Raw genomic sequence first — 17,927 nt, 5'->3', positions numbered from 1 at the left:
TCGATCGGCAGGGGTGCTGGTCGTTTGCTTCGTATGGCCATCATGCGATGTGCCTTGGTGGTGATTGCGGCTGTGCCGGTGCCGGCCATGGCCCAGCATGAGAGCCCGCTCGAAGCGTTGCGTTCGTTCGAGCGTCAGGCCGAGTGGTCCGACCGGTTTGACGCGACGCTGCCGGAGGTGCGGGCGGTCAACTCCACCGCCCCCACGCTGTCGCCCGCGACGCTCGGGCGCATGCAGATCGCCATCGAGCAATATCGTACCATCGCGGCGACGGGCGGCTGGCCCACGGTGAACTCGCCGCAAAAGGCGATGCGCCTCGGCACGCGCGACAATGCGGTGCGCACGCTGCGCCGCCGGCTGACGATCAGCGGCGACCTCGTGCAGATCGGCGGCCGGGACGACGTGTTCGACAGTTACGTCGCCGCCGCCGTGCGCCGCTTCCAGATGCGCCACGGCCTCGCGCCGACGGGGATCGTCGACCAGGCGACGCTCGACGCCATGAACGTGCCGGTCTATGTGCGCCTGGGCCAGCTCGAGACCAACCTCGGCCGCATCGCCGAATATTCCGGCAAGCTCGACGATCGCTACGTGCTGGTGAACATCCCGGCGGCGGAGATCGAGGCCGTGGAGCACGGGCGCGTGCGCTCCCGCCACACCGCCGTCGTCGGCCGCATCGACCGGCAGAGCCCGATCCTCACCTCCAAGATCTACGAGATCAACTTCAACCCCTACTGGACCGTGCCCGTCTCCATCGTGCGGCGCGATCTGATCCCGAAGATGAAGGAGAACCCCTCCTATCTGAAGGATCAGAAGATCCACATCTATCGCTGGGGCGACGAGACCCGCGAGTACGACTACACCGAGATCGACTGGAACACCGACGAGGCGACCCAGTACATGTTCCGCCAGGAGCCGGGTGAGCTGAACTCGTTGGGGACGGTGAAGATCAACTTCCACAACATGCACCAGGTCTACATGCACGACACGCCGCAGAAGAGCCTCTTCGGCGAGGACGCGCGGTTCCACTCGTCGGGCTGCGTGCGGGTGCAGAACGTACGCGAGCTGATCACCTGGCTCGTCCAGGGCAACGGTTGGGACCGTGCGCAGGTCGACGCCGCGATCCGGTCCGGCCAGCGCCTCGACGTGCAGCTCAAGCGGCCGACGCAGGTGATGTTCGCCTACATCACCGCGTGGGTGAACGCGGACGGGGTTGTGCACTTCCGCGATGACATCTATCGCAAGGACGGAGTGGAGACGCTGGCCCTTCGCTAGCGTGAGGCGCCGACCGCCGCCTGCCGGCGGGACGGCGACATGGTCGATGAGCGGCCCGCTTCGGCGGGCCGTTCGTCGTTGCACTGGGTCGGCCGCGCCCGATAGGGTCGCGGCCCAATCCAAGGAGAATGGCGTATGAGCCTGCGTGACGCGGTGGAGACCCGTCCGTTTTTCGATCGTTCGCTCGCTGATTCCGACCCCGAGATCGCCCGTGCCGTGGCGCTCGAGCTGGAGCGGCAGCAGAACGACATCGAGCTGATCGCTTCCGAGAACATCGTCTCGCGCGCCGTCCTGGACGCGCAGGGCACGGTGCTCACCAACAAATATGCCGAGGGTTATCCCGGCCGCCGCTACTATGGCGGCTGCGAGTTCGTCGACATCGCCGAGGAGCTCGCCATCGAGCGGCTGAAGCGTCTCTTCGGGGCGGGCTTTGCCAACGTGCAGCCGAACTCCGGCAGCCAGGCGAACCAGGCCGTGCTTCTCGCCCTCGCCAAGGCCGGCGACACCATCCTCGGCATGAGCCTCGATGCGGGCGGTCACCTCACCCACGGCGCGAAGCCCAACCTGTCGGGCAAGTGGTTCAACGCCGTCACCTACGGCGTCGACGCCGAGACCGGGCTCATCGACTACGACGAGGTCGAGCGCCTCGCCGTGGAGAACAAGCCGGCCGTGATCATCGCCGGCGGCTCGGCCTACTCGCGCCTCATCGACTTCAAGCGCTTCCGCGCGATCGCCGACAAGGTGGGCGCCGTCTTCCACGTGGACATGGCCCACTTCGCCGGTCTCGTGGCCGGTGGCGTGATCCCGAGCCCGATGGAGGATGCGCACGTCGTCACCTCCACCACCCACAAGACGCTGCGCGGCCCGCGCGGCGGCGTGGTGCTCACCAACGATCCGGACATCGCCAAGAAGATCAACTCCGCGGTGTTCCCCGGCCTGCAGGGCGGCCCGCTGATGCACGTGATCGCGGCGAAGGCCGTCGCCTTCGGCGAGGCGCTGCAGCCGGAGTTCAAGACCTACGCCAAGGCGGTGGTGGAGAACTCCAAGGCCTTCTGCGAGGCGCTGAAGAACCACGGCTTCGACGTCGTGTCCGGCGGCACCGACACCCATGTCGGCCTCGTCGACCTGCGTCCCAAGCGGGTGACCGGCCGCGACGCCGAGAAAGCCCTCGGCAAGGCGGCGATCACCTGCAACAAGAACGGCGTGCCGAACGATCCGGAGAAGCCGATGGTGACGTCGGGCATCCGCGTCGGCACGCCCGCCTGCACCACGCGCGGCTTCGGGGTGAAGGAGTTCCAGGACGTCGCCCGCATGATCGCCGAGGTGGTCGATTCCATGGACCAAGGCGGCAACCCGGACGACGACGTGGTCGCCAAGGTGCGCGCGCAGGCGCACGACCTCACCGGCCGCTTCCCGATCTACGCCGAGTGAGGTGCCCTTACTGCGCCGCCGAGAATACGCAGGTTAAGGATTCGCGACCCACGGAAGACGGGGTCGCGATCCGCCGGCGGCGCAGTTGCATCGTCTGCGGTGGCCGCTTCACCACCTTCGAGCGCGTGCAGTTGCGCGAGCTCGTGGTGCTGAAGCGCTCCGGCAAGCGCGAGCCTTTCGATCGAGACAAGCTGCATCGCTCCATCGCCATCGCGACACGCAAGCGGCGGATCGACGAGGAGGTCATCGACCGCATGATCTCCGGCATCGTCCGCCAGCTCGAAAGCAGTGGCGAGAGCGAGGTGTCGGCCAACCACATCGGCGAATTGGTGATGGACGCGCTGAAGGCGATCGACGACGTCGCCTATGTGCGCTTCGCCTCCGTCTACAAGAACTTCTCCGAAGCGCGCGACTTCGAGGAGTTCGTGGCCGACCTCGCGCAGACGGTGAGCGGGCGAAGCACCGCGGCTCCGCCGGACGACGGAGCGAGCGGCGCGTGACATCGGAGGCGGAAGACCGGCGCTTCATGGCCGCCGCGTTGGCGATCGGGCGTCAGGGACAGGGCAGGACGGCGCCGAACCCGCCCGTCGGCGCAGTTCTCGTCCGTCAGGGCCCGCTCGGGCCGGTGATCGTCGGCGCGGGCCGCTCCGGCGACGGTGGCCGCCCGCATGCCGAGCGCTACGCCCTCGCCGAGGCCGGCGGCGAGGCGGAAGGGGCGACGCTCTACGTCTCGCTCGAGCCGTGCTCCCATTTCGGCCGCACCCCGCCGTGCGCCGACGCCCTCGTCGGGGCGCGGATCGGCCGGGCGGTGATCGCCATCGAGGACCCCAATCCGATGGTGTCCGGCAAGGGCACCGAGAAGCTGCGCGAGGCGGGTATTCCGCTGACGTTCGGCGTGCGGGCGGACGAGGCGCGGCGCGACCTCGCCGGCCACATCACCCGCATGACGCTCGGACGCCCCCATGTCCGCCTCAAGATGGCGGTGGACGCCGAAGGGGCGGTGGGACGGCGCGGCGCCGGCCAGGTGGCGATCACCGGGGCGCTCGCCAACACCCGCACCCACCTGCTGCGTGCCGAGTGCGACGCCATCGCGGTGGGCGTCGGCACCGTGGTCGCGGACGATCCGGTGCTCACCTGCCGCCTGCCGGGGCTCGCGCGCTGGTCGCCCGTGCGCGTGGTGTTCGACAGCGACGCCAACGTGCCCCCCACCGCCCGCCTCTTCGCCGACGCGGCGACGATCCCGGTGATCGTCTTCGTGGGGGAGGGGGCGGACGCCGGGCGCATCGCCGGCCTCGACGCCGCCGGCGCTGAGGTCGAGCGCGTCGGGCGCGGCGCCGACGGGCGCATCGATCTCGCCGCCGCGCTCGCCTTGCTGGCGGCACGCGGCATCACCACACTTCTGGTGGAGGGAGGGCCGGTGCTGCAGTCGGCGCTTCTCGTCGCCGACCTCGTCGACGCCGTGCACCGCATCGCCGCGCCGACCACGATCGACGGCGACGTGATGGCCCCCATCGACGCCGCCTCCCTCGCCGAGCGCTTCGAGCCCATCCTCTCGCGGCGCTACGGCGACGACCATTGGACCGAATACTGGCGAGACCCATGTTCACAGGCATAGTCACCGACGTCGGCCGCATCGTCGACAAGATCCCCTTCGGCGATGGCGCGCGCCTTGCGATCGAGTGCACCTATCCGGCGGACGGGATCGCCATCGGGGCCTCCATCGCCTGCGGCGGCTGCTGCCTCACGGCGACCACCGTCTCGGCGACCGCCTCGGGCGCGCGCTTCACCGTCGACGTGTCGGCCGAATCGATGGACAAGACGACCATCGGCGGCTGGGCGGTGGGCGACCCGATCAACCTCGAGCGCTCACTGAAGGCCGGCGACGAGCTCGGCGGCCACATCGTCTCCGGTCACGTGGACGGGCGCGCCGAGATCGTCGCCCGCGAGGACGAGGAGGACATGAGCCTCTTCCGCTTCGCCCCGCCGTCCCGCCTCCTGTCGCTCATCGCCGAGAAGGGCTCGGTGGCCCTCGACGGCACGTCGCTCACCGTGGTGGAGGCGTCCGACACGTTCACCGTCGCGATGATCCCCCACACCCTCGCGGTGACCACCTGGCACCGGCGTCGGGTCGGCGATCTCGTGAACATCGAGATCGATACCATCGCCCGCTATGTCGCCCGCCTCGTTGCCATGCGCGAGACGGGGAACTGATCTGCTTTCACTCGGCGCGTGCCATCGTCTATGGTCCGCCGGTTCCGCTGGGATTGGATTGAATGACCGCACGCGCGCTGATCATCGAAAGCCGCTTCTACGACGACATCGCCGACATGCTGCTCGCCGGTGCCACGGCTGCCTTGCAAAAGCGCCGCTTCGCCTACGAGATCATCACCGTTCCCGGCGTCCTGGAGATCGCGCCGGCGCTCGCCATCGCCATGAGCTCGGCCCGCCGCAAGGACATGTCCTACGAGCTCTACGTGGCGCTCGGCTGCGTCATCCGCGGCGAGACGGGGCACTACGACATCGTGGCGGGGGAGGGGAACCGCGCCCTCGTCGACCTCGTGGTGGCGAACCGCCTGGCGCTCGGCAACGGCATCCTGACGGTGGAGAACGGTGAGCAGGCCTACGTGCGTGCCGACCCCGCCCGCAAGAACAAGGGCGGCGACGCGGCCGAAGCCGCCATCGCCCTCTTCGATCTGCGCGCGCAGCTCAACCAATGAAACCCGCGGCGAAACACGGCGCGCGTCCGAAACCGGCCAACAAGCGGGCCGTCGCTCGGCTCGCCGCCGTGCAGGCGCTCTATCAGATGGACGTGACGGGAGCCGGCGCGCGGGACATCATCAAGGAGTTCGAGCTGTTTCGCCTGCGCCAGGAGGTGGAAGGGGAGACCCTGCGGGCGATCGACCTCAACTGGTTCGAGGCCACCGTGTCGGGCGTCGTCGCCCACCAGCGCAAGATCGACAGCGCCGTGGACGAGACGTTGAAGGCGGGCTGGCCGCTCAATCGCATCGACCTCACGCTGCGGGCGGTGCTGCGCGCCGGCGCGTTCGAGCTGCTGTTCCGCGAGGACGTGCCGGTGCGGGCGATCATCGCCGAATATGTGGAGGTGGCGAAGGCCTTCTTCGGCGAGGACGAGCCACGCCTCGTCAACGGCGTGCTCGACACCATCGCGCGCCGGGTGCGCCCCTCCGAAGTCGCGCAGAAGGTGGCGGGGACGCCGTCCGATGGCTGAGCCGATGCGGATCAGCGTCGATACCCCGCGCCTGTCCATTGCCGCGGAGGTGTCGGGGCCGCAGGACGGGGCGCCGCTCTTCCTGCTGCACGGCTGGCCGGACGACGTGCGCACCTGGGACGGCATCCTCGCCGACTGCCACGCCGCGGGCTTCCGCACCATCGTCCCGTGGCTGCGCGGCTTCGGCCCCACGGTGTTCCGCGATGTCGCGACGCAGCGCGCCGGCGACCTCGAAAGCCTCGGTCAGGACGTCCTCGACCTGATGGACGGGATGGGCATTGCCGCGGCGACGCTCGTCGGTCACGATTGGGGCGCCCGCGCCGCGTACGTCGCGAGTCATGCGGCGCCGGAGCGGGTCAAGGCGTGTGTCGGCATCTCGGTGGGCTGGGGCACCAACACCCCCGACCAGCCGCTCTCCTACGAGATGCACCACAATTATTGGTACCATTGGCTGTTCGCGACGCCGCGCGGCGCCCGCATCCTCGCCGACGATCGGCGGGGGCTGACGCGGTTCATCTGGTCGCTCTGGGCGCCGGACTGGCCGTTCTCCGATGCCACCTTCGAGGCGACGGCCGCCGCCTTCGACAATCCCGACTGGGTGGCCATCGTGCTCCACAGCTACCGCGTCCGCTGGGGGCACGCCGCGCCCGACCCCGCCTACGACGATCTGCGCGCCGCCCAGACGGCCGATCCGGTGATCCGGGTGCCGACCCTCACTCTCCACGGCGGGGCCGATCCCTGCAACCTGCCCGAGACGTCGCTGAACAAGGAGCACCTCTTCTGCGCCGGCTACGAGCGGCGCGTGATGGAGGGGCTCGGCCACTTTCCCCAGCGCGAAGCGCCCGCCGACACGGCGCGCGAGGTGCTCGCGTTCATCCGATGAAGGAGCCCGCGATGGACGAGCCGGCGCTCGACGAAGACGGCCTCATCGCGCGCGTCTTCGCGCCGCTCGCCACCGCTGCCGGCGCCGACGCGCTGGGCGACGATGCCGCCACCTTCCTCGCCGGGTCGGAGGACATCGTGGTGACGTCCGATGCTCTCGCGGCCGGCGTGCACTTCTTTGCCGACGATCCGCCCGAGGCGATCGCCGCCAAGGCGCTGAGGGTGAACCTCTCCGACCTCGCGGCGAAGGGGGCCGAGCCGTTCGCCTACCTCTTGGCGCTGGCGCTCGGGGAAGGGTGGTCGGCGAGCTGGGCGGAGCGGTTCGCGGCGAGCCTGCGCAGCGATCATGCCCGCTACGGCGTGACGCTTCTGGGCGGCGACACGCTGCGTGCCTCCCCCGGCGGCGGGACGACCATCGCGATCACCGCGCTCGGGCGCGTACCGCACGGGCGGATCGTGCGGCGCCGGTCGGCGCGGCCGGGCGAGATCATCACCGTCACCGGCACCATCGGCGACGCCGCGCTCGGCCTGCTCTGCCGCCTCGGCACCGACGGCGCGCCCTTCGGCCTCGACGCCGAGAATGTCGCGGCCCTGCGCGAGGCCTATCTGTGGCCCGACCCGCCGGTTGAGGCGTGGCGGGCCGTCCAGCGCCATGCGATGGCGGCGATGGACGTGTCGGACGGGCTCGTCGGCGATTTGCGCAAGCTTTGCCGCACCGCCGCTATCGGTGCCCGGATCGAGGCCGACAGCGTGCCGCTCTCGCCGGCCGTGCGGGCGGCGGTGGAGAACCATCCCGCCGCCTTCGACAAGGCGCTCACCGGCGGCGACGACTATCAGATCCTCGCGACGTTGCGGCCCAGCAAGGTGGAAGCCTACATGGCGGAACTCGCCGAGCTCGGGCTGTCGGCGACCGTCATCGGCGAGATCGTGGAAACGCCGGGTTTGTCCATCCGTCGCCGCGGCGTACCGATCGACATTACCGACGGTCGCTTTCAGCACTTCTAAGGCAAGTACGGACTGGTGAGAGACGGCGCCGAAGGATATCACTGAACGATGAACCAGCCGTCCGACCGCCTCGCCCGCAAGAATGCCGTCGTCCTCGCCATGGCCCAGGCCATGGGCGGCGCGCTCACGTCGATCACCATCTCCCTCGGCGGTCTCGTCGGCGTCTATCTGTTATCGCAAACCGGCAAATTGGCGACGCTGCCGGTCACGACGATGGTCGTCGGCACCGCCTGCGGCACCATTCCCGCCGGTATCCTGCTCGCGAAAATCGGCAAGCGGCCGGGCTTCGTCCTCGGTGCCTTCCTCGCGACGCTCGGCGGCCTGGTCGCCTTCCTGGCGATCCACCTCGGCAGCTTCGCCCTCTATTGCGCCGGCACGTTCCTGAGCGGCTCGTCCTTCGCCTTCACCCAGCAATATCGCTTCGCCGCGGCCGAAGGGGCGAGCGATGCCTTCCGTCCCAAGGCGATCTCGATGGTGCTCGCAGGCGGCATCTTCGCCGGCGTCATCGGGCCGCAGACGGTGATCGCCACCAAGGATCTGTTCCTCCCCGTCGCCTACGCCGGCGCCTATCTCGCCCAGGCGGGTCTATCGCTCATCACCATCGCCATCCTGTTCTTCCTCTACCGCCCGCCCTCGCCGACGCTCAAAGCCGCGGATGCGCCCCGTGGCCGGCCGCTCCACAAGGTGTTGACGCAGCCGGCGGTGGCGCTCGCGATCCTGTGCGCGCTCACCTCCTACGCGGTGATGAGCCTGGTGATGACGGCGGCGCCCCTCGCCATGCGCGATTGCGGCTTCACCACCGCCAACGCGGCGCTCGGCATCCAGTGGCACGTCATCGCGATGTTCGCGCCGAGCTTCTTCACCGGCACGCTGATCACGCGCTTCGGGGCGCAGACGATCTCCGCGTGCGGCCTTCTCCTTCTCGCCCTCTGCGCCGCGACGGCGCTGTCGGGGATCACGCTCGGCCACTTCTACGTGGCGCTCATCCTCCTCGGCGTCGGCTGGAATTTCGGCTTCATCGGCGGCACTGCCATGCTGACGGCCGCGCTCCGCCCGGAGGACAAGGCGCGCGCCCAGGCCGCCAACGATTTCATCGTGTTCGGCTGCGTCGCCTGCGCCTCGCTGTCCTCGGGCGTCCTGTTCTCGTCGGTGGGCTGGGCGAGCATCAATTGGGCGGTGTTCCCGGTGCTCACCGTCCCTCTCGTCCTGATCGCCGTGGTTCTTCTCACGACAAACCGTCGCCCGCACGACCGGGTTGCTTGACGCCATATTGCAGGCGCGGCACAAGTTTGCTGCACTGCATGGCTCAGCCAAAAACAAATAACAACGCGCTTCAATAATAAACACGACGCGCTGGAGGAAAACGAATGACTGCGACGCTGATCGTCATCGCCTGTGGATTGGTCTCATTGCTCTACGGAGGGTGGGCCGTCCGGAGCGTTCTGGCCGCACCGAGCGGCTCGGCGCGCATGCAGGAGATTGCCGGGGCCATTCAGGAGGGCGCATCCGCCTATCTGGCGCGCCAGTATCTCACCATCGCCGTCGTCGGGGTGGTGATCTTCATGGTCGTCTTCTGGCTCCTGGGCGGCTTGGTCGCGATCGGCTTCGCCATCGGCGCGACCCTGTCGGGCGTCGCGGGCTACATCGGCATGCTCGTCTCGGTCCGCGCCAACGTGCGCACCGCGCAGGCGGCGTCCGTCAGCCTGCAGGGCGGGCTCGACATCGCCTTCAAGTCCGGCGCCGTCACCGGTCTCCTCGTCGCCGGCCTCGCGCTCCTCGGCGTGTCGGTCTACTTCTTCATCCTCACCACGGTGCTCGGCTACGACGCCACCTCGCGCACGGTGGTCGACGCGCTGGTGGCGCTCGGCTTCGGCGCGTCGCTGATCTCGATCTTCGCCCGTCTCGGCGGCGGCATCTTCACGAAGGGCGCCGACGTCGGCGGCGACCTCGTGGGCAAGGTGGAGGCCGGCATTCCGGAGGACGATCCGCGCAACCCCGCCACCATCGCCGACAACGTGGGCGACAATGTCGGCGACTGCGCCGGCATGGCGGCCGACCTCTTCGAGACCTACGCCGTGACCGTCGTCGCCACGATGGTGCTCGGGGCGATCTACTTCGCGACGTCCGAGTTCCTCGGCTCGGCGATGCTTTATCCGCTCACCATCGGCGGCGCGTGCGTGCTCACCTCCATCGCCGGCACCTTCTTCGTGAAGCTCGGCGCCTCGCAAAACATCATGGGCGCCCTCTACCGCGGCTTCGTCGTCACGGCGGTGCTGTCGCTCATCGTGCTCTTGCCGGTCACCTACCTGGTCTTCGGCTCCTTCGGTGCGGTCATGACCACCGCGGGCGGCACCTCCTTCACCCCGTTCGACCTCTATCTCTGCGGCGTCGCGGGGCTCGTGATCACCGGCCTCATCATCTGGATCACCGAATATTATACCGGCGTCGGCTATCGCCCGGTGCGCTCGATCAGCCAGGCTTCGGTGACCGGTCACGGCACCAACGTGATCCAGGGTCTCGCCGTGTCGCTGGAGGCGACGGCCCTGCCCGCCATCGTGATCATCGCGGGCATCCTCTTCACCTACTCCTTCGCCGGCCTCTACGGCATCGCCATCGCCGTCACCACGATGCTGGCGCTCGCCGGCATGGTCGTCGCCCTCGACGCCTTCGGCCCGGTGACCGACAACGCCGGCGGCATCGCCGAGATGGCCGACCTTCCGGCCGAGGTGCGCTCGACCACCGACGCCCTCGACGCCGTCGGCAACACCACCAAGGCGGTGACGAAGGGCTACGCCATCGGCTCCGCCGGCCTCGGCGCCCTGGTGCTCTTCGCCGCCTACACCGAAGACCTCCAATATTTCATCAGCCATCCGGAGCAATATCCCTACTTCGCCGGGGTGACGGCCGAGACGCTGAACTTCTCCCTCGCCAATCCCTACGTGGTGGTGGGCCTCTTCTTCGGCGGCCTGCTGCCCTTCCTCTTCGGCGGCATCGCGATGACGGCGGTCGGCCGCGCCGCGGGCTCCGTGGTGGAGGAGGTGCGCCGCCAGTTCCGCGAGAAGCCCGGCATCATGGAGGGCAAGGACCGGCCCGACTACGGCCGGGCGGTGGACATGCTCACCCGAGCGGCGATCCGCGAGATGATCATCCCCTCGCTGTTGCCGGTGCTGTCGCCCATCGTCGTCTACTTCGTCATCTTCGCCATCGCCGGAAAGGGCGAGGCCTTCGCCGCGACCGGCGCGATGCTTCTCGGCGTGATCGTGACGGGCCTCTTCGTGGCGATCTCCATGACCGCCGGCGGCGGCGCCTGGGACAACGCCAAGAAGTCGTTCGAGGACGGCTTCGTCGACCGCGACGGGACGCGGCACCTCAAGGGCTCTGAGGCTCACAAGGCCTCGGTGACGGGCGACACGGTGGGCGACCCTTACAAGGACACCGCCGGCCCCGCCGTGAACCCGATGATCAAGATCACCAACATCGTGGCCCTGCTCCTCCTCGCCGTGCTCGCCCATTAAGGCGGCCGGCGCGGAAATTGCTGGGATGGAAGCGCCGCCCACCGGGCGGCGCTTTTCGCGAGGGGAGGTCCGTCCGGCGTGGCGAACTATCTGGTGACGGGGGCCTTCGGCCTCATCGGCAATCGCGTGCGCACAATGCTCGAGGCGGCCGGCGACCGCGTCGTGCCGATCGATGTGGTGAGGGAGACCGAGGACGGCCTGCCGATCGTCCGCGCCGACGTGCGGGACATTCATCGTCTCCACGCCGTGGCGATCGCGGAGGGGCCATTCGACGCCATCATTCACTGTGGCGCGCTGTCGGGGCCGATGCTGGCGCGGGACGAGCCGACCCTCATCGTCGACATCAATTTCGGCGGCACGGCGGCGCTGTTGGAGCTCGCCCGCATCCACGAGGTGCCGCGCTTCGTGGTGTGCTCCTCGACGAGCGCCTACGGTCCGACGCCGGCCGGCCTGCCGCTGGTGCCCGAGACGGTGCCGCTCAGCCCCAACACCGTCTACGGCGCCACCAAGGCGGCGCTCGAGGCGCTGCTTCACGGCTACGCCAGCGAGCACGGCCTTTCCGGCGTCGCCCTGCGCATCAGCTTCGTCTACGGCCCGCGACGCACCACCGACTGCGACATTCGCGAGATGATCCTCTCGGGCCTCGGCGGGCGCACCTACCGGCGCGCGGCGGGGGCGGACTTCTACCGCCAGTTCATCCACGTGGACGACGCGGCGCGGGCCTTGATCCTCGCCGCGAAGGCCGAGACCACGGGCGCGCGCATCTACACCGTCACCGGCGGGTCGCGCCACACCATGGCGGAGATCGTGGAGATGGTGCGGGCGGCCGTTCCCGCCTTCGAGGCCGAGATCGGGCCCGGCATCGGTGCCGGAGACACCATCTTGGAGCGCTTCGACATCAGCGCGGCGGCCCGCGATCTCGGCTATCGGCCGAGCGTCGACCTCAAGGAGGGGATCGCCGCCTACGCCGCGTGGCTCAGCGCCCGCCGGGAAGGCGCACCCGCAGCACCCCGATCGCCACGGTGAGGCCGAAGGTTGCGAGAACGGCGCCGACCAGCTCCATCGAGGTCGGCAGCTCGCCGGTGATCGGGATGCCGATCACGAGGGCCACCGCCGGCACGAGCGCGGGAAAGAGCGCGGCCCGCGAGGCGCCGAGCGCGTCGACCGCCCGCCCATAGGCGACGACGGCGAGGAAGCCCGCGCAGACGCCTTGCACGAGGATCTGCACGAGCAGGGTCCCGATACCGATCGCGGCGAGGCGCTCGAAGCTGTCGAGCGCGATGAAGCTCGGCACCACGAGTGCGCCGGAGAGCACCGAGACGATCGCCGTCGCGGCAAGCCCGCCGACGTTCCAGCGTTTCAGGAGCACCGTGAAGACCGCCCAGCACAGCCCCGCGGCGGCGAAGAGGAGGTCGCCGACCCAGGTGGCTTCCCCCGTCTCGCCCGGATCGCCGGAGGCGATCAGCACGAGCCCGACGATGATGACGCCGATGCCGAGCGCGCGGCCGGCGGTCAGCCTCTCGCCGAGGAAGAGCCAGGCGATGGCCATCGCGGCGAGGGTGACCGTCGCCGGCTGCACCACCGCGCCGTGGGCGAGGGGGGCGAAAGTGTAGCCGGTGGCGCCGAGGATGATGAAGAGCGGTCCCGCGGTGAGGGCGAGGAGTATGCTGCGCGGGACACCGATCCGCAGGAGCGAGGCGTGGCGGAAGCGGATGAGCCAGGGCAGGGTAAGGGCCGCCGCCGGCGCGAAACGCAGGAAGACGATGTCCTGCGGCGCGAGGCCGATTCTGATCCCGGCGCGGGCGAAGCTCAAGTAGCCCGCCCACATGACGACCGCGGCGAGGCCGTAGCCGACCCCGCGCATGAGGCTGGCGTCGGGCGCCGCGGTCTGCGCGCGCGCGGTCGTGGCAATGGGCATGGAGGTCACTCCTCTCGCGGAACGGGCGGCGGTACGTCCGTCGCGAGACGCAAGATATTCATCCCCGCCGGAGCGAGAACGTGGCGCGTCCACATGATGTCTATTCCGCAAAGGTATGGACCGATCGTCGAGGAGCAGCCGAGTTCTGCGGGCGGTGCTGGGAGAGTGCCATGGTCGGCGAGACTATACCCCAACGGCGGCCAAGCGCACGAAAGCGCTTCGCCGTCGTCGATCGCCCGGCACGGCGATGCGAGGCCGCGACGGCGGGCCGGCGCGACGGTCGGGGGAGGCGTCGCCGCCGCGACTCACGGTGTCGCGGGCGTGCTTCGGCGCAGCGCCGCGAGCGCGCTGAGGATATTGACGGCGACGAACTCGTCGCCGAACGAAGCCTCGGTCAGCGACATCGCGATCTGCGCGTTCTGGCTGATGACGAACGTCGCCGGCATGGGAGTGATGGACGCCGGCCCGTCGCCGAACAGGCCGTAGGCCGCCGCGACGCGCGATCCGGCGTCGTGGAGCACCGCTGCCCCCGGCAGCACCGCGCCGTCGGTCGGGAAGGTTGGCGACAGGACCAGGAGCGAGGCTCCGGCCTCGGCGATGCGGGCCGCCCAGCGGCCGAGCGCGCGGTCCGCCTCGAAGGTGTGCCGGGAGCCGACGAACGCCAGGACGACCGGGCCCCGCTGGAGCGCGCCCGACAGCGTCACCACCGCCCCCGAAGCATCGTCGAGACCGGACGGTGGGGCGCGATCGCCGGCGCGCGGCGACCGCTGCCGGCGCACGTCGTCCGCAAGACCCTGCCGCTCCCAGCTCTCGCCTGCGGCGCGACGGCGCTCGCTGTCTCGGGTTCTACGCATCGCGCTCGCCCCTGGCTTCGATCGCGAAAACGATGGCCATTCCCAAGACCCTAGGGCAGTATGCTGATCACCATACTCATCATTCCCGGAAGGCATGGGGCATGGACCGCATGGCGGCGATGGAGGTCTTCGTTCGGGTGGTCGAGGCCGGCTCGTTCTCCGCTGCGGGGCGCAGCCTCAATGTGGGCCAGCCGGCGGTGTCGAAGACCGTCGCGCAGCTGGAGAACCGGCTGGGCGTCAAGCTGCTCGTCCGCTCGACGCGCGGCCTGGCTCCCACCGAGGCGGGGCTCGGCTTCTACGAGCGGGCCTGCCGCTCGATCGAGGAGGCGGACGAGGCGGACCTTGCCGCCCGCGGGGCCGGCGCCGGGCTGAGCGGGAAGCTGCGCGTGTGCGCGGCCGTGACGTTCGCCCGCATCCATCTGATGCCGCATGTTCCGCGCTTCCTGGAACAGCATCCCGAGCTCGACATCGAGGTCGTGCTCGACGACCGGAACATCGACCTGCTGCACGAGGGGATCGACGTCGGGCTGCGCATGGGGCGCTTGGTCGATTCGGCGCTCACCGCCCGCAAGATCGCGAGCAGTCGGATCGCTGTGTTGGGGACGCAGGCCTATTTCGAGCGCCGCGGCGTGCCCGCGACCCCCGGCGATCTCGTCGCCCACGACGCCGTCGTCTATGCCCAGCGCGGCGGCGGTGCGGTCTGGACCTTCCGTCGCGACGACGCGGAGCTCTCGGTGACGGTGCGGAGCCGGTTGCGTGTCACCGCGGCCGAAGGGGTGCGGGCGGCGGTGCTGTCTGATGCCGGGCTCGCCGTGGCGTCGGAATGGATGTTCACGCCGGAGCTCGCGGACGGAACGGTGCGCTCGGTGCTGACCGACTGGGAGCTGCCGCGGCTCGACCTCTGGGCGATGTTTCCGGCCGGCCGCACGGCGACGGCCAAGGCGCGGGCGTTCGTACGCTTCGTGGAGGAGGTCATGGCGCAAGAGCCGCGGTCGGCGTCCCCCGTCGCGCCGTTGGCCGAATAGCGGGCCGCAGTGAGCCACGGCACGGAGCCGCCGTGCGCATCACGGCGGCTCCGTGTCTTGCGCGGCGGTGGGGTCAGGCGCGCACCGAGGCGGCGCGGTCGAGGGTCGGAAGCATCTCCTGCGGATCCGGCCGCTGCGTATAGTCCGGGTTGACCTCGGCGTAGAGGATCGTACCGTCCGGGGCGATCACGTAGCGGGCGGGCATCGGCAGCGTCCAGCTCGGATCGCCGTTGAAGGTCGGCAGGTCGTTCTTCAGGCTCTTGTAGAGCTCGACCAGATAGTCCGGCAGCGCGAAGCGCAGACCGAAGGCGTCGGCGACGGCGTTGTTCGGGTCGGACAGGATCGGGAAGTCGAGCTGGTTCTGGCGCACCGACTTGCGGCTGTTGGGAGCGGTCTGCGGCGAGATCGCCACGAGGCTGCCGCCGCGCGCTTCGATGTCCGGCAGTGCCGCCTGCAGCGCCGCGAGGTCCATGTTGCAGTAGGGGCACCAGACGCCGCGGTAGAAGTTGACGACCAGCGGGCCCTTTGCGAGGAGGGCGACGGAAGAGACGGCGTTGCCCTCCGCGTCCTTGAGGGTGAAAGGGGGCGCCGTGTCACCCACCGTCTTGGCGCTCTCCGCTTGCCCGGACGCGATCAGCTCGGCGGTGGCACGGTGCATCGTCTCGATGACGCTCGGGGGTACGTTGTAGGGCGGCTTGCCCGCCTCGAAGTCCGCTTTGAAGGCGTCGAGTTTCGTTTGCAGTGACATCGAAGGTGTCCTCCGGGGTTGATGCCGCCGAAGATGCGTCGAGCCTCCCGACCCCGGAACCGAGGCTGTGGGACTAGGTTTCATTCCCACCCGGCATGGCGCCGGGCCGGCGTGGTGGCTGATGCCGGCACCGAGACGCGCCGCATGAGACTATGACGTCGCGTTGTTGCCAATCGTCGCCACGCCGTCGTCGCGCGGCCGACGGACGTTGCGATCGGCCGCGGACCCATCGGCTCGGTGCGGATGCCTTGTCGGGCGGATCGGGTCGCGCTCCGACCCGATGGCGGATGGTCAGGCGGCGCAGACCGCGGTGAGGAAGTTGTCGATCCGGGCGTTCATCGCGCCGGCCTGGGTCGACAGGCTCTGGACCGAGAGGAGGAGGCGCTGGGCGGCGCGCTCGGTTTCCTCGGCGTCGTCGCTGACGCTGGAGATGTCCTGCGTCATCGAGCGCGAACCCTGCTCGGCCTGCTGGATGTTGCGTGAGATCTCGCTCGTCGCCGCCGACTGCTGACGCACGGCGGCGGCGATGGAGGTGGCGGTCTCGTCGATCCGCGCGATGGTGCCGCGGATGACCTCGATGGCGCTGACGGCGTCCTTCGTCTCGGACTGGACGCGCAGGATCTGCTCGCTGATCTCTCCGGTGGCGTTGGACGTCTGCTCGGCGAGGGACTTCACCTCATGCGCCACGACGGCGAAGCCCTTGCCGGCCTCTCCCGCACGCGCGGCCTCGATGGTGGCGTTGAGAGCCAACAGGTTGGTCTGCTCGGCGATGCCGCGGATCATATCGACCACGCTGCCGATCTGCTTGGCCGCTTCGGCGAGGCCCTGCACCTGATTGTTCGCGCGCCCGACCTCGTCGACGGCGGAGCGGGCCATGGTGGTCGAGTCCGACACCTGCGCGCCGATCTCCGAGGCGCTGCTCGAGAGCTGCTCGGTCGCCGAGGCGACGGTGCCGACGTTGGCGATGGACTGCTGTGCCGTCGACGCGAAGTTCGCGCTGCGCCCTCGCGTCCGCTCGGAGATTTCCACGAGTGCCCGGGCCGTCGCCTCGAGCTCCGAGCTCGCCGCGAGCACCGCGCCCACCACGTCGCCGATGTCGGCGCGGAAGCGTCCGGCGACTTCTGCGAGCCCCTTGCGCTTCTCCTCCTCGGCGCGGGCAGCGAGCCCGTCATTCTCCTTGCGCACCCGTTCCGCCTCGACGCCGTTCTGCCGGAGCACCTCCAGCGCGCGGGCCATGCGACCGATCCCGTCCGTGCGGTCCATGTTCGGAACGGTGACGTCGAGATCGCCGTGCGCGATGGTGTCCACCGTGTCCACCATGCGGGCGAGGGCGGACACGATGCTGCGCGTCACGAAGTAGAGAAGCGGCATCAGCAACGCGATGGACACGGCGAAGGTCGCGAGAACCGTGGTCACGCCGAACTTGGCGGTCTCCTGCATCCGCTCCAGGGCATTGCTGAGCGCCGTGTTGCCGGCCTCCCGGATCTTGCTCAGCGCTTCGGAGACCCGTTCGCCGCTATCGTCGATGACGTCGTCGAGCTTTGCGAAGGCCTCCGGGCCGGCGCGCGTCACGATCGCGTGCGCGAGGTCCACCTCGACGCCGCGGGCGACCGCGTTGAAGTCGGCGAGGAAGCCTTCGGCGAGCCTTGCCAATCCCGTCAGCTCCGCCACGCGACGCAGGGCGGGAACGCCGGCGCGGACGGTCGCGATGGAGTCTGCGATGATCTTGACCCGCTCGGGCTGAACGGCGCCTTCATCCTTGTCGATGATGGAGTCCATCGCCGCGAGCACCAGCTCGGTGTTGGCGAGCTGCATGTTGGCGACGATGTCGATGTTCTCCTGCAGCGCGTGGCTGACGTCCGTCGCCTCGACGACCGAGCGCGCCTGAAGCACCTGGATGACGCAGAAGGCACTGAGCGCAACGAGCGCGCAGGCCGCCATCACGATCATCCGCGCAGAGAGGGAAAGTCGATTGATCATCGTCGAAGCCTTGTTCACACGCCTCGGCTCATTCTCGCCTCAATGGCTCGCGCGTGGCTGGCCTTCCC

17 protein-coding genes are annotated in these 17,927 nt (G+C 69.5%); 13 read left to right on the top strand and 4 right to left on the bottom strand.

The features are described 5' to 3' along the window. The first annotated feature begins 87 nt into the window (after positions 1–87). The 12 genes from JCR33_RS20945 (at position 88) to JCR33_RS20890 (ending at position 12,360) form a co-directional block, all read left to right on the top strand. Positions 88–1,272: a L,D-transpeptidase family protein gene (locus JCR33_RS20945; RefSeq protein ID WP_232372733.1), complete on the top strand. Its 1,185-nt coding sequence runs from the start codon at positions 88–90 to the stop codon at positions 1,270–1,272. Positions 1,273–1,407: 135 nt separating this feature from the next. Further along, positions 1,408–2,703: a serine hydroxymethyltransferase gene (gene glyA / locus JCR33_RS20940; RefSeq protein WP_198884085.1), complete on the top strand. Its 1,296-nt coding sequence runs from the start codon at positions 1,408–1,410 to the stop codon at positions 2,701–2,703. Then, positions 2,700–3,203, top strand: coding sequence for a transcriptional regulator NrdR (nrdR, locus tag JCR33_RS20935; protein ID WP_198884084.1), 504 nt, complete (start codon positions 2,700–2,702; stop codon positions 3,201–3,203). Before glyA ends, nrdR begins: the two co-directional genes overlap by 4 nt. Then, the gene (gene ribD, locus JCR33_RS20930; RefSeq protein ID WP_198884083.1) at positions 3,200–4,318 is read left to right on the top strand and encodes a bifunctional diaminohydroxyphosphoribosylaminopyrimidine deaminase/5-amino-6-(5-phosphoribosylamino)uracil reductase RibD; all 1,119 of its coding nucleotides are present in this window, start codon (positions 3,200–3,202) and stop codon (positions 4,316–4,318) included. The genes nrdR and ribD overlap by 4 nt, the downstream gene beginning before the upstream one ends. Next, the gene (locus tag JCR33_RS20925; protein WP_198884082.1) at positions 4,303–4,914 is read left to right on the top strand and encodes a riboflavin synthase; all 612 of its coding nucleotides are present in this window, start codon (positions 4,303–4,305) and stop codon (positions 4,912–4,914) included. The genes ribD and JCR33_RS20925 overlap by 16 nt, the downstream gene beginning before the upstream one ends. A gap of 62 nt (positions 4,915–4,976) precedes the next feature. Further along, on the top strand, positions 4,977–5,420 hold the full coding sequence (locus JCR33_RS20920) for a 6,7-dimethyl-8-ribityllumazine synthase (RefSeq protein ID WP_198884081.1): 444 nt from the start codon (positions 4,977–4,979) through the stop codon (positions 5,418–5,420). Further along, positions 5,417–5,932 carry a transcription antitermination factor NusB gene (nusB, locus tag JCR33_RS20915; protein ID WP_198884080.1) on the top strand — a complete coding sequence of 172 codons (516 nt, stop codon included), beginning with the start codon at positions 5,417–5,419 and terminating at the stop codon, positions 5,930–5,932. Before JCR33_RS20920 ends, nusB begins: the two co-directional genes overlap by 4 nt. Continuing rightward, positions 5,925–6,815 (top strand): alpha/beta fold hydrolase, encoded by an 891-nt coding sequence (locus JCR33_RS20910; RefSeq protein WP_198884079.1) that lies wholly within the window; start codon positions 5,925–5,927, stop codon positions 6,813–6,815. The genes nusB and JCR33_RS20910 overlap by 8 nt, the downstream gene beginning before the upstream one ends. A gap of 11 nt (positions 6,816–6,826) precedes the next feature. Continuing rightward, positions 6,827–7,819 carry a thiamine-phosphate kinase gene (thiL, locus tag JCR33_RS20905; protein WP_198884078.1) on the top strand — a complete coding sequence of 331 codons (993 nt, stop codon included), beginning with the start codon at positions 6,827–6,829 and terminating at the stop codon, positions 7,817–7,819. Positions 7,820–7,867: 48 nt separating this feature from the next. Continuing rightward, positions 7,868–9,082 (top strand): MFS transporter, encoded by a 1,215-nt coding sequence (locus JCR33_RS20900; protein WP_198884077.1) that lies wholly within the window; start codon positions 7,868–7,870, stop codon positions 9,080–9,082. Between the two features lie 104 nt (positions 9,083–9,186). Continuing rightward, positions 9,187–11,334 carry a sodium-translocating pyrophosphatase gene (locus JCR33_RS20895; RefSeq protein WP_198884076.1) on the top strand — a complete coding sequence of 716 codons (2,148 nt, stop codon included), beginning with the start codon at positions 9,187–9,189 and terminating at the stop codon, positions 11,332–11,334. 78 nt (positions 11,335–11,412) lie between these two features. Continuing rightward, positions 11,413–12,360 (top strand): NAD-dependent epimerase/dehydratase family protein, encoded by a 948-nt coding sequence (locus JCR33_RS20890; RefSeq protein WP_198884075.1) that lies wholly within the window; start codon positions 11,413–11,415, stop codon positions 12,358–12,360. Here JCR33_RS20890 and JCR33_RS20885 read toward each other — a convergent pair. Together JCR33_RS20885 and JCR33_RS20880 are read right to left on the bottom strand one after the other, a co-directional pair. After that, complete coding sequence (locus tag JCR33_RS20885; protein WP_198884074.1) at positions 12,311–13,252, bottom strand: DMT family transporter; 942 nt, start codon at positions 13,250–13,252, stop codon at positions 12,311–12,313. The genes JCR33_RS20890 and JCR33_RS20885 overlap by 50 nt on opposite strands. 305 nt (positions 13,253–13,557) lie before the next feature. After that, the gene (locus JCR33_RS20880; RefSeq protein ID WP_198884073.1) at positions 13,558–14,106 is read right to left on the bottom strand and encodes a redoxin domain-containing protein; all 549 of its coding nucleotides are present in this window, start codon (positions 14,104–14,106) and stop codon (positions 13,558–13,560) included. Between the two features lie 101 nt (positions 14,107–14,207). Between JCR33_RS20880 and JCR33_RS20875 the strand changes: the two genes are divergently transcribed. Further along, positions 14,208–15,131, top strand: coding sequence for a LysR family transcriptional regulator (locus JCR33_RS20875; protein WP_198884072.1), 924 nt, complete (start codon positions 14,208–14,210; stop codon positions 15,129–15,131). 73 nt (positions 15,132–15,204) lie between these two features. Here the strand turns inward: JCR33_RS20875 and JCR33_RS20870 are convergent, their stop codons facing one another. Both JCR33_RS20870 and JCR33_RS20865 read right to left on the bottom strand, forming a co-directional pair. Then, complete coding sequence (locus JCR33_RS20870; protein WP_198884071.1) at positions 15,205–15,879, bottom strand: peroxiredoxin-like family protein; 675 nt, start codon at positions 15,877–15,879, stop codon at positions 15,205–15,207. Positions 15,880–16,170: 291 nt separating this feature from the next. Then, complete coding sequence (locus JCR33_RS20865) at positions 16,171–17,859, bottom strand: methyl-accepting chemotaxis protein (protein WP_198884070.1); 1,689 nt, start codon at positions 17,857–17,859, stop codon at positions 16,171–16,173. Positions 17,860–17,927 lie beyond the last annotated feature (68 nt).

It is taken from the genome of Acuticoccus mangrovi, from assembly GCF_016411865.1.
Lineage (GTDB): Bacteria > Pseudomonadota > Alphaproteobacteria > Rhizobiales > Amorphaceae > Acuticoccus > Acuticoccus mangrovi.
Note: the sequence above shows the minus strand (reverse complement) of the source record. Positions and strands in the feature narration are given on the sequence as shown.

What these genes read in the sequence shown, in the direction of transcription:
- JCR33_RS20945 (WP_232372733.1), top strand. Translation starts at nt 88, where the DNA reads ATGGCCCAGCATGAGAGCCCGCTCGAAGCGTTGCGTTCGTTCGAGCGT.
- glyA (WP_198884085.1), top strand. Translation starts at nt 1,408, where the DNA reads ATGAGCCTGCGTGACGCGGTGGAGACCCGTCCGTTTTTCGATCGTTCG.
- JCR33_RS20925 (WP_198884082.1), top strand. Translation starts at nt 4,303, where the DNA reads ATGTTCACAGGCATAGTCACCGACGTCGGCCGCATCGTCGACAAGATC.
- JCR33_RS20920 (WP_198884081.1), top strand. Translation starts at nt 4,977, where the DNA reads ATGACCGCACGCGCGCTGATCATCGAAAGCCGCTTCTACGACGACATC.
- nusB (WP_198884080.1), top strand. Translation starts at nt 5,417, where the DNA reads ATGAAACCCGCGGCGAAACACGGCGCGCGTCCGAAACCGGCCAACAAG.
- JCR33_RS20910 (WP_198884079.1), top strand. Translation starts at nt 5,925, where the DNA reads ATGGCTGAGCCGATGCGGATCAGCGTCGATACCCCGCGCCTGTCCATT.
- thiL (WP_198884078.1), top strand. Translation starts at nt 6,827, where the DNA reads ATGGACGAGCCGGCGCTCGACGAAGACGGCCTCATCGCGCGCGTCTTC.
- JCR33_RS20900 (WP_198884077.1), top strand. Translation starts at nt 7,868, where the DNA reads ATGAACCAGCCGTCCGACCGCCTCGCCCGCAAGAATGCCGTCGTCCTC.
- JCR33_RS20895 (WP_198884076.1), top strand. Translation starts at nt 9,187, where the DNA reads ATGACTGCGACGCTGATCGTCATCGCCTGTGGATTGGTCTCATTGCTC.
- JCR33_RS20885 (WP_198884074.1), bottom strand. Translation starts at nt 13,252, where the DNA reads ATGCCCATTGCCACGACCGCGCGCGCGCAGACCGCGGCGCCCGACGCC.
- JCR33_RS20880 (WP_198884073.1), bottom strand. Translation starts at nt 14,106, where the DNA reads ATGCGTAGAACCCGAGACAGCGAGCGCCGTCGCGCCGCAGGCGAGAGC.
- JCR33_RS20875 (WP_198884072.1), top strand. Translation starts at nt 14,208, where the DNA reads ATGGACCGCATGGCGGCGATGGAGGTCTTCGTTCGGGTGGTCGAGGCC.
- JCR33_RS20870 (WP_198884071.1), bottom strand. Translation starts at nt 15,879, where the DNA reads ATGTCACTGCAAACGAAACTCGACGCCTTCAAAGCGGACTTCGAGGCG.
- JCR33_RS20865 (WP_198884070.1), bottom strand. Translation starts at nt 17,859, where the DNA reads ATGATCAATCGACTTTCCCTCTCTGCGCGGATGATCGTGATGGCGGCC.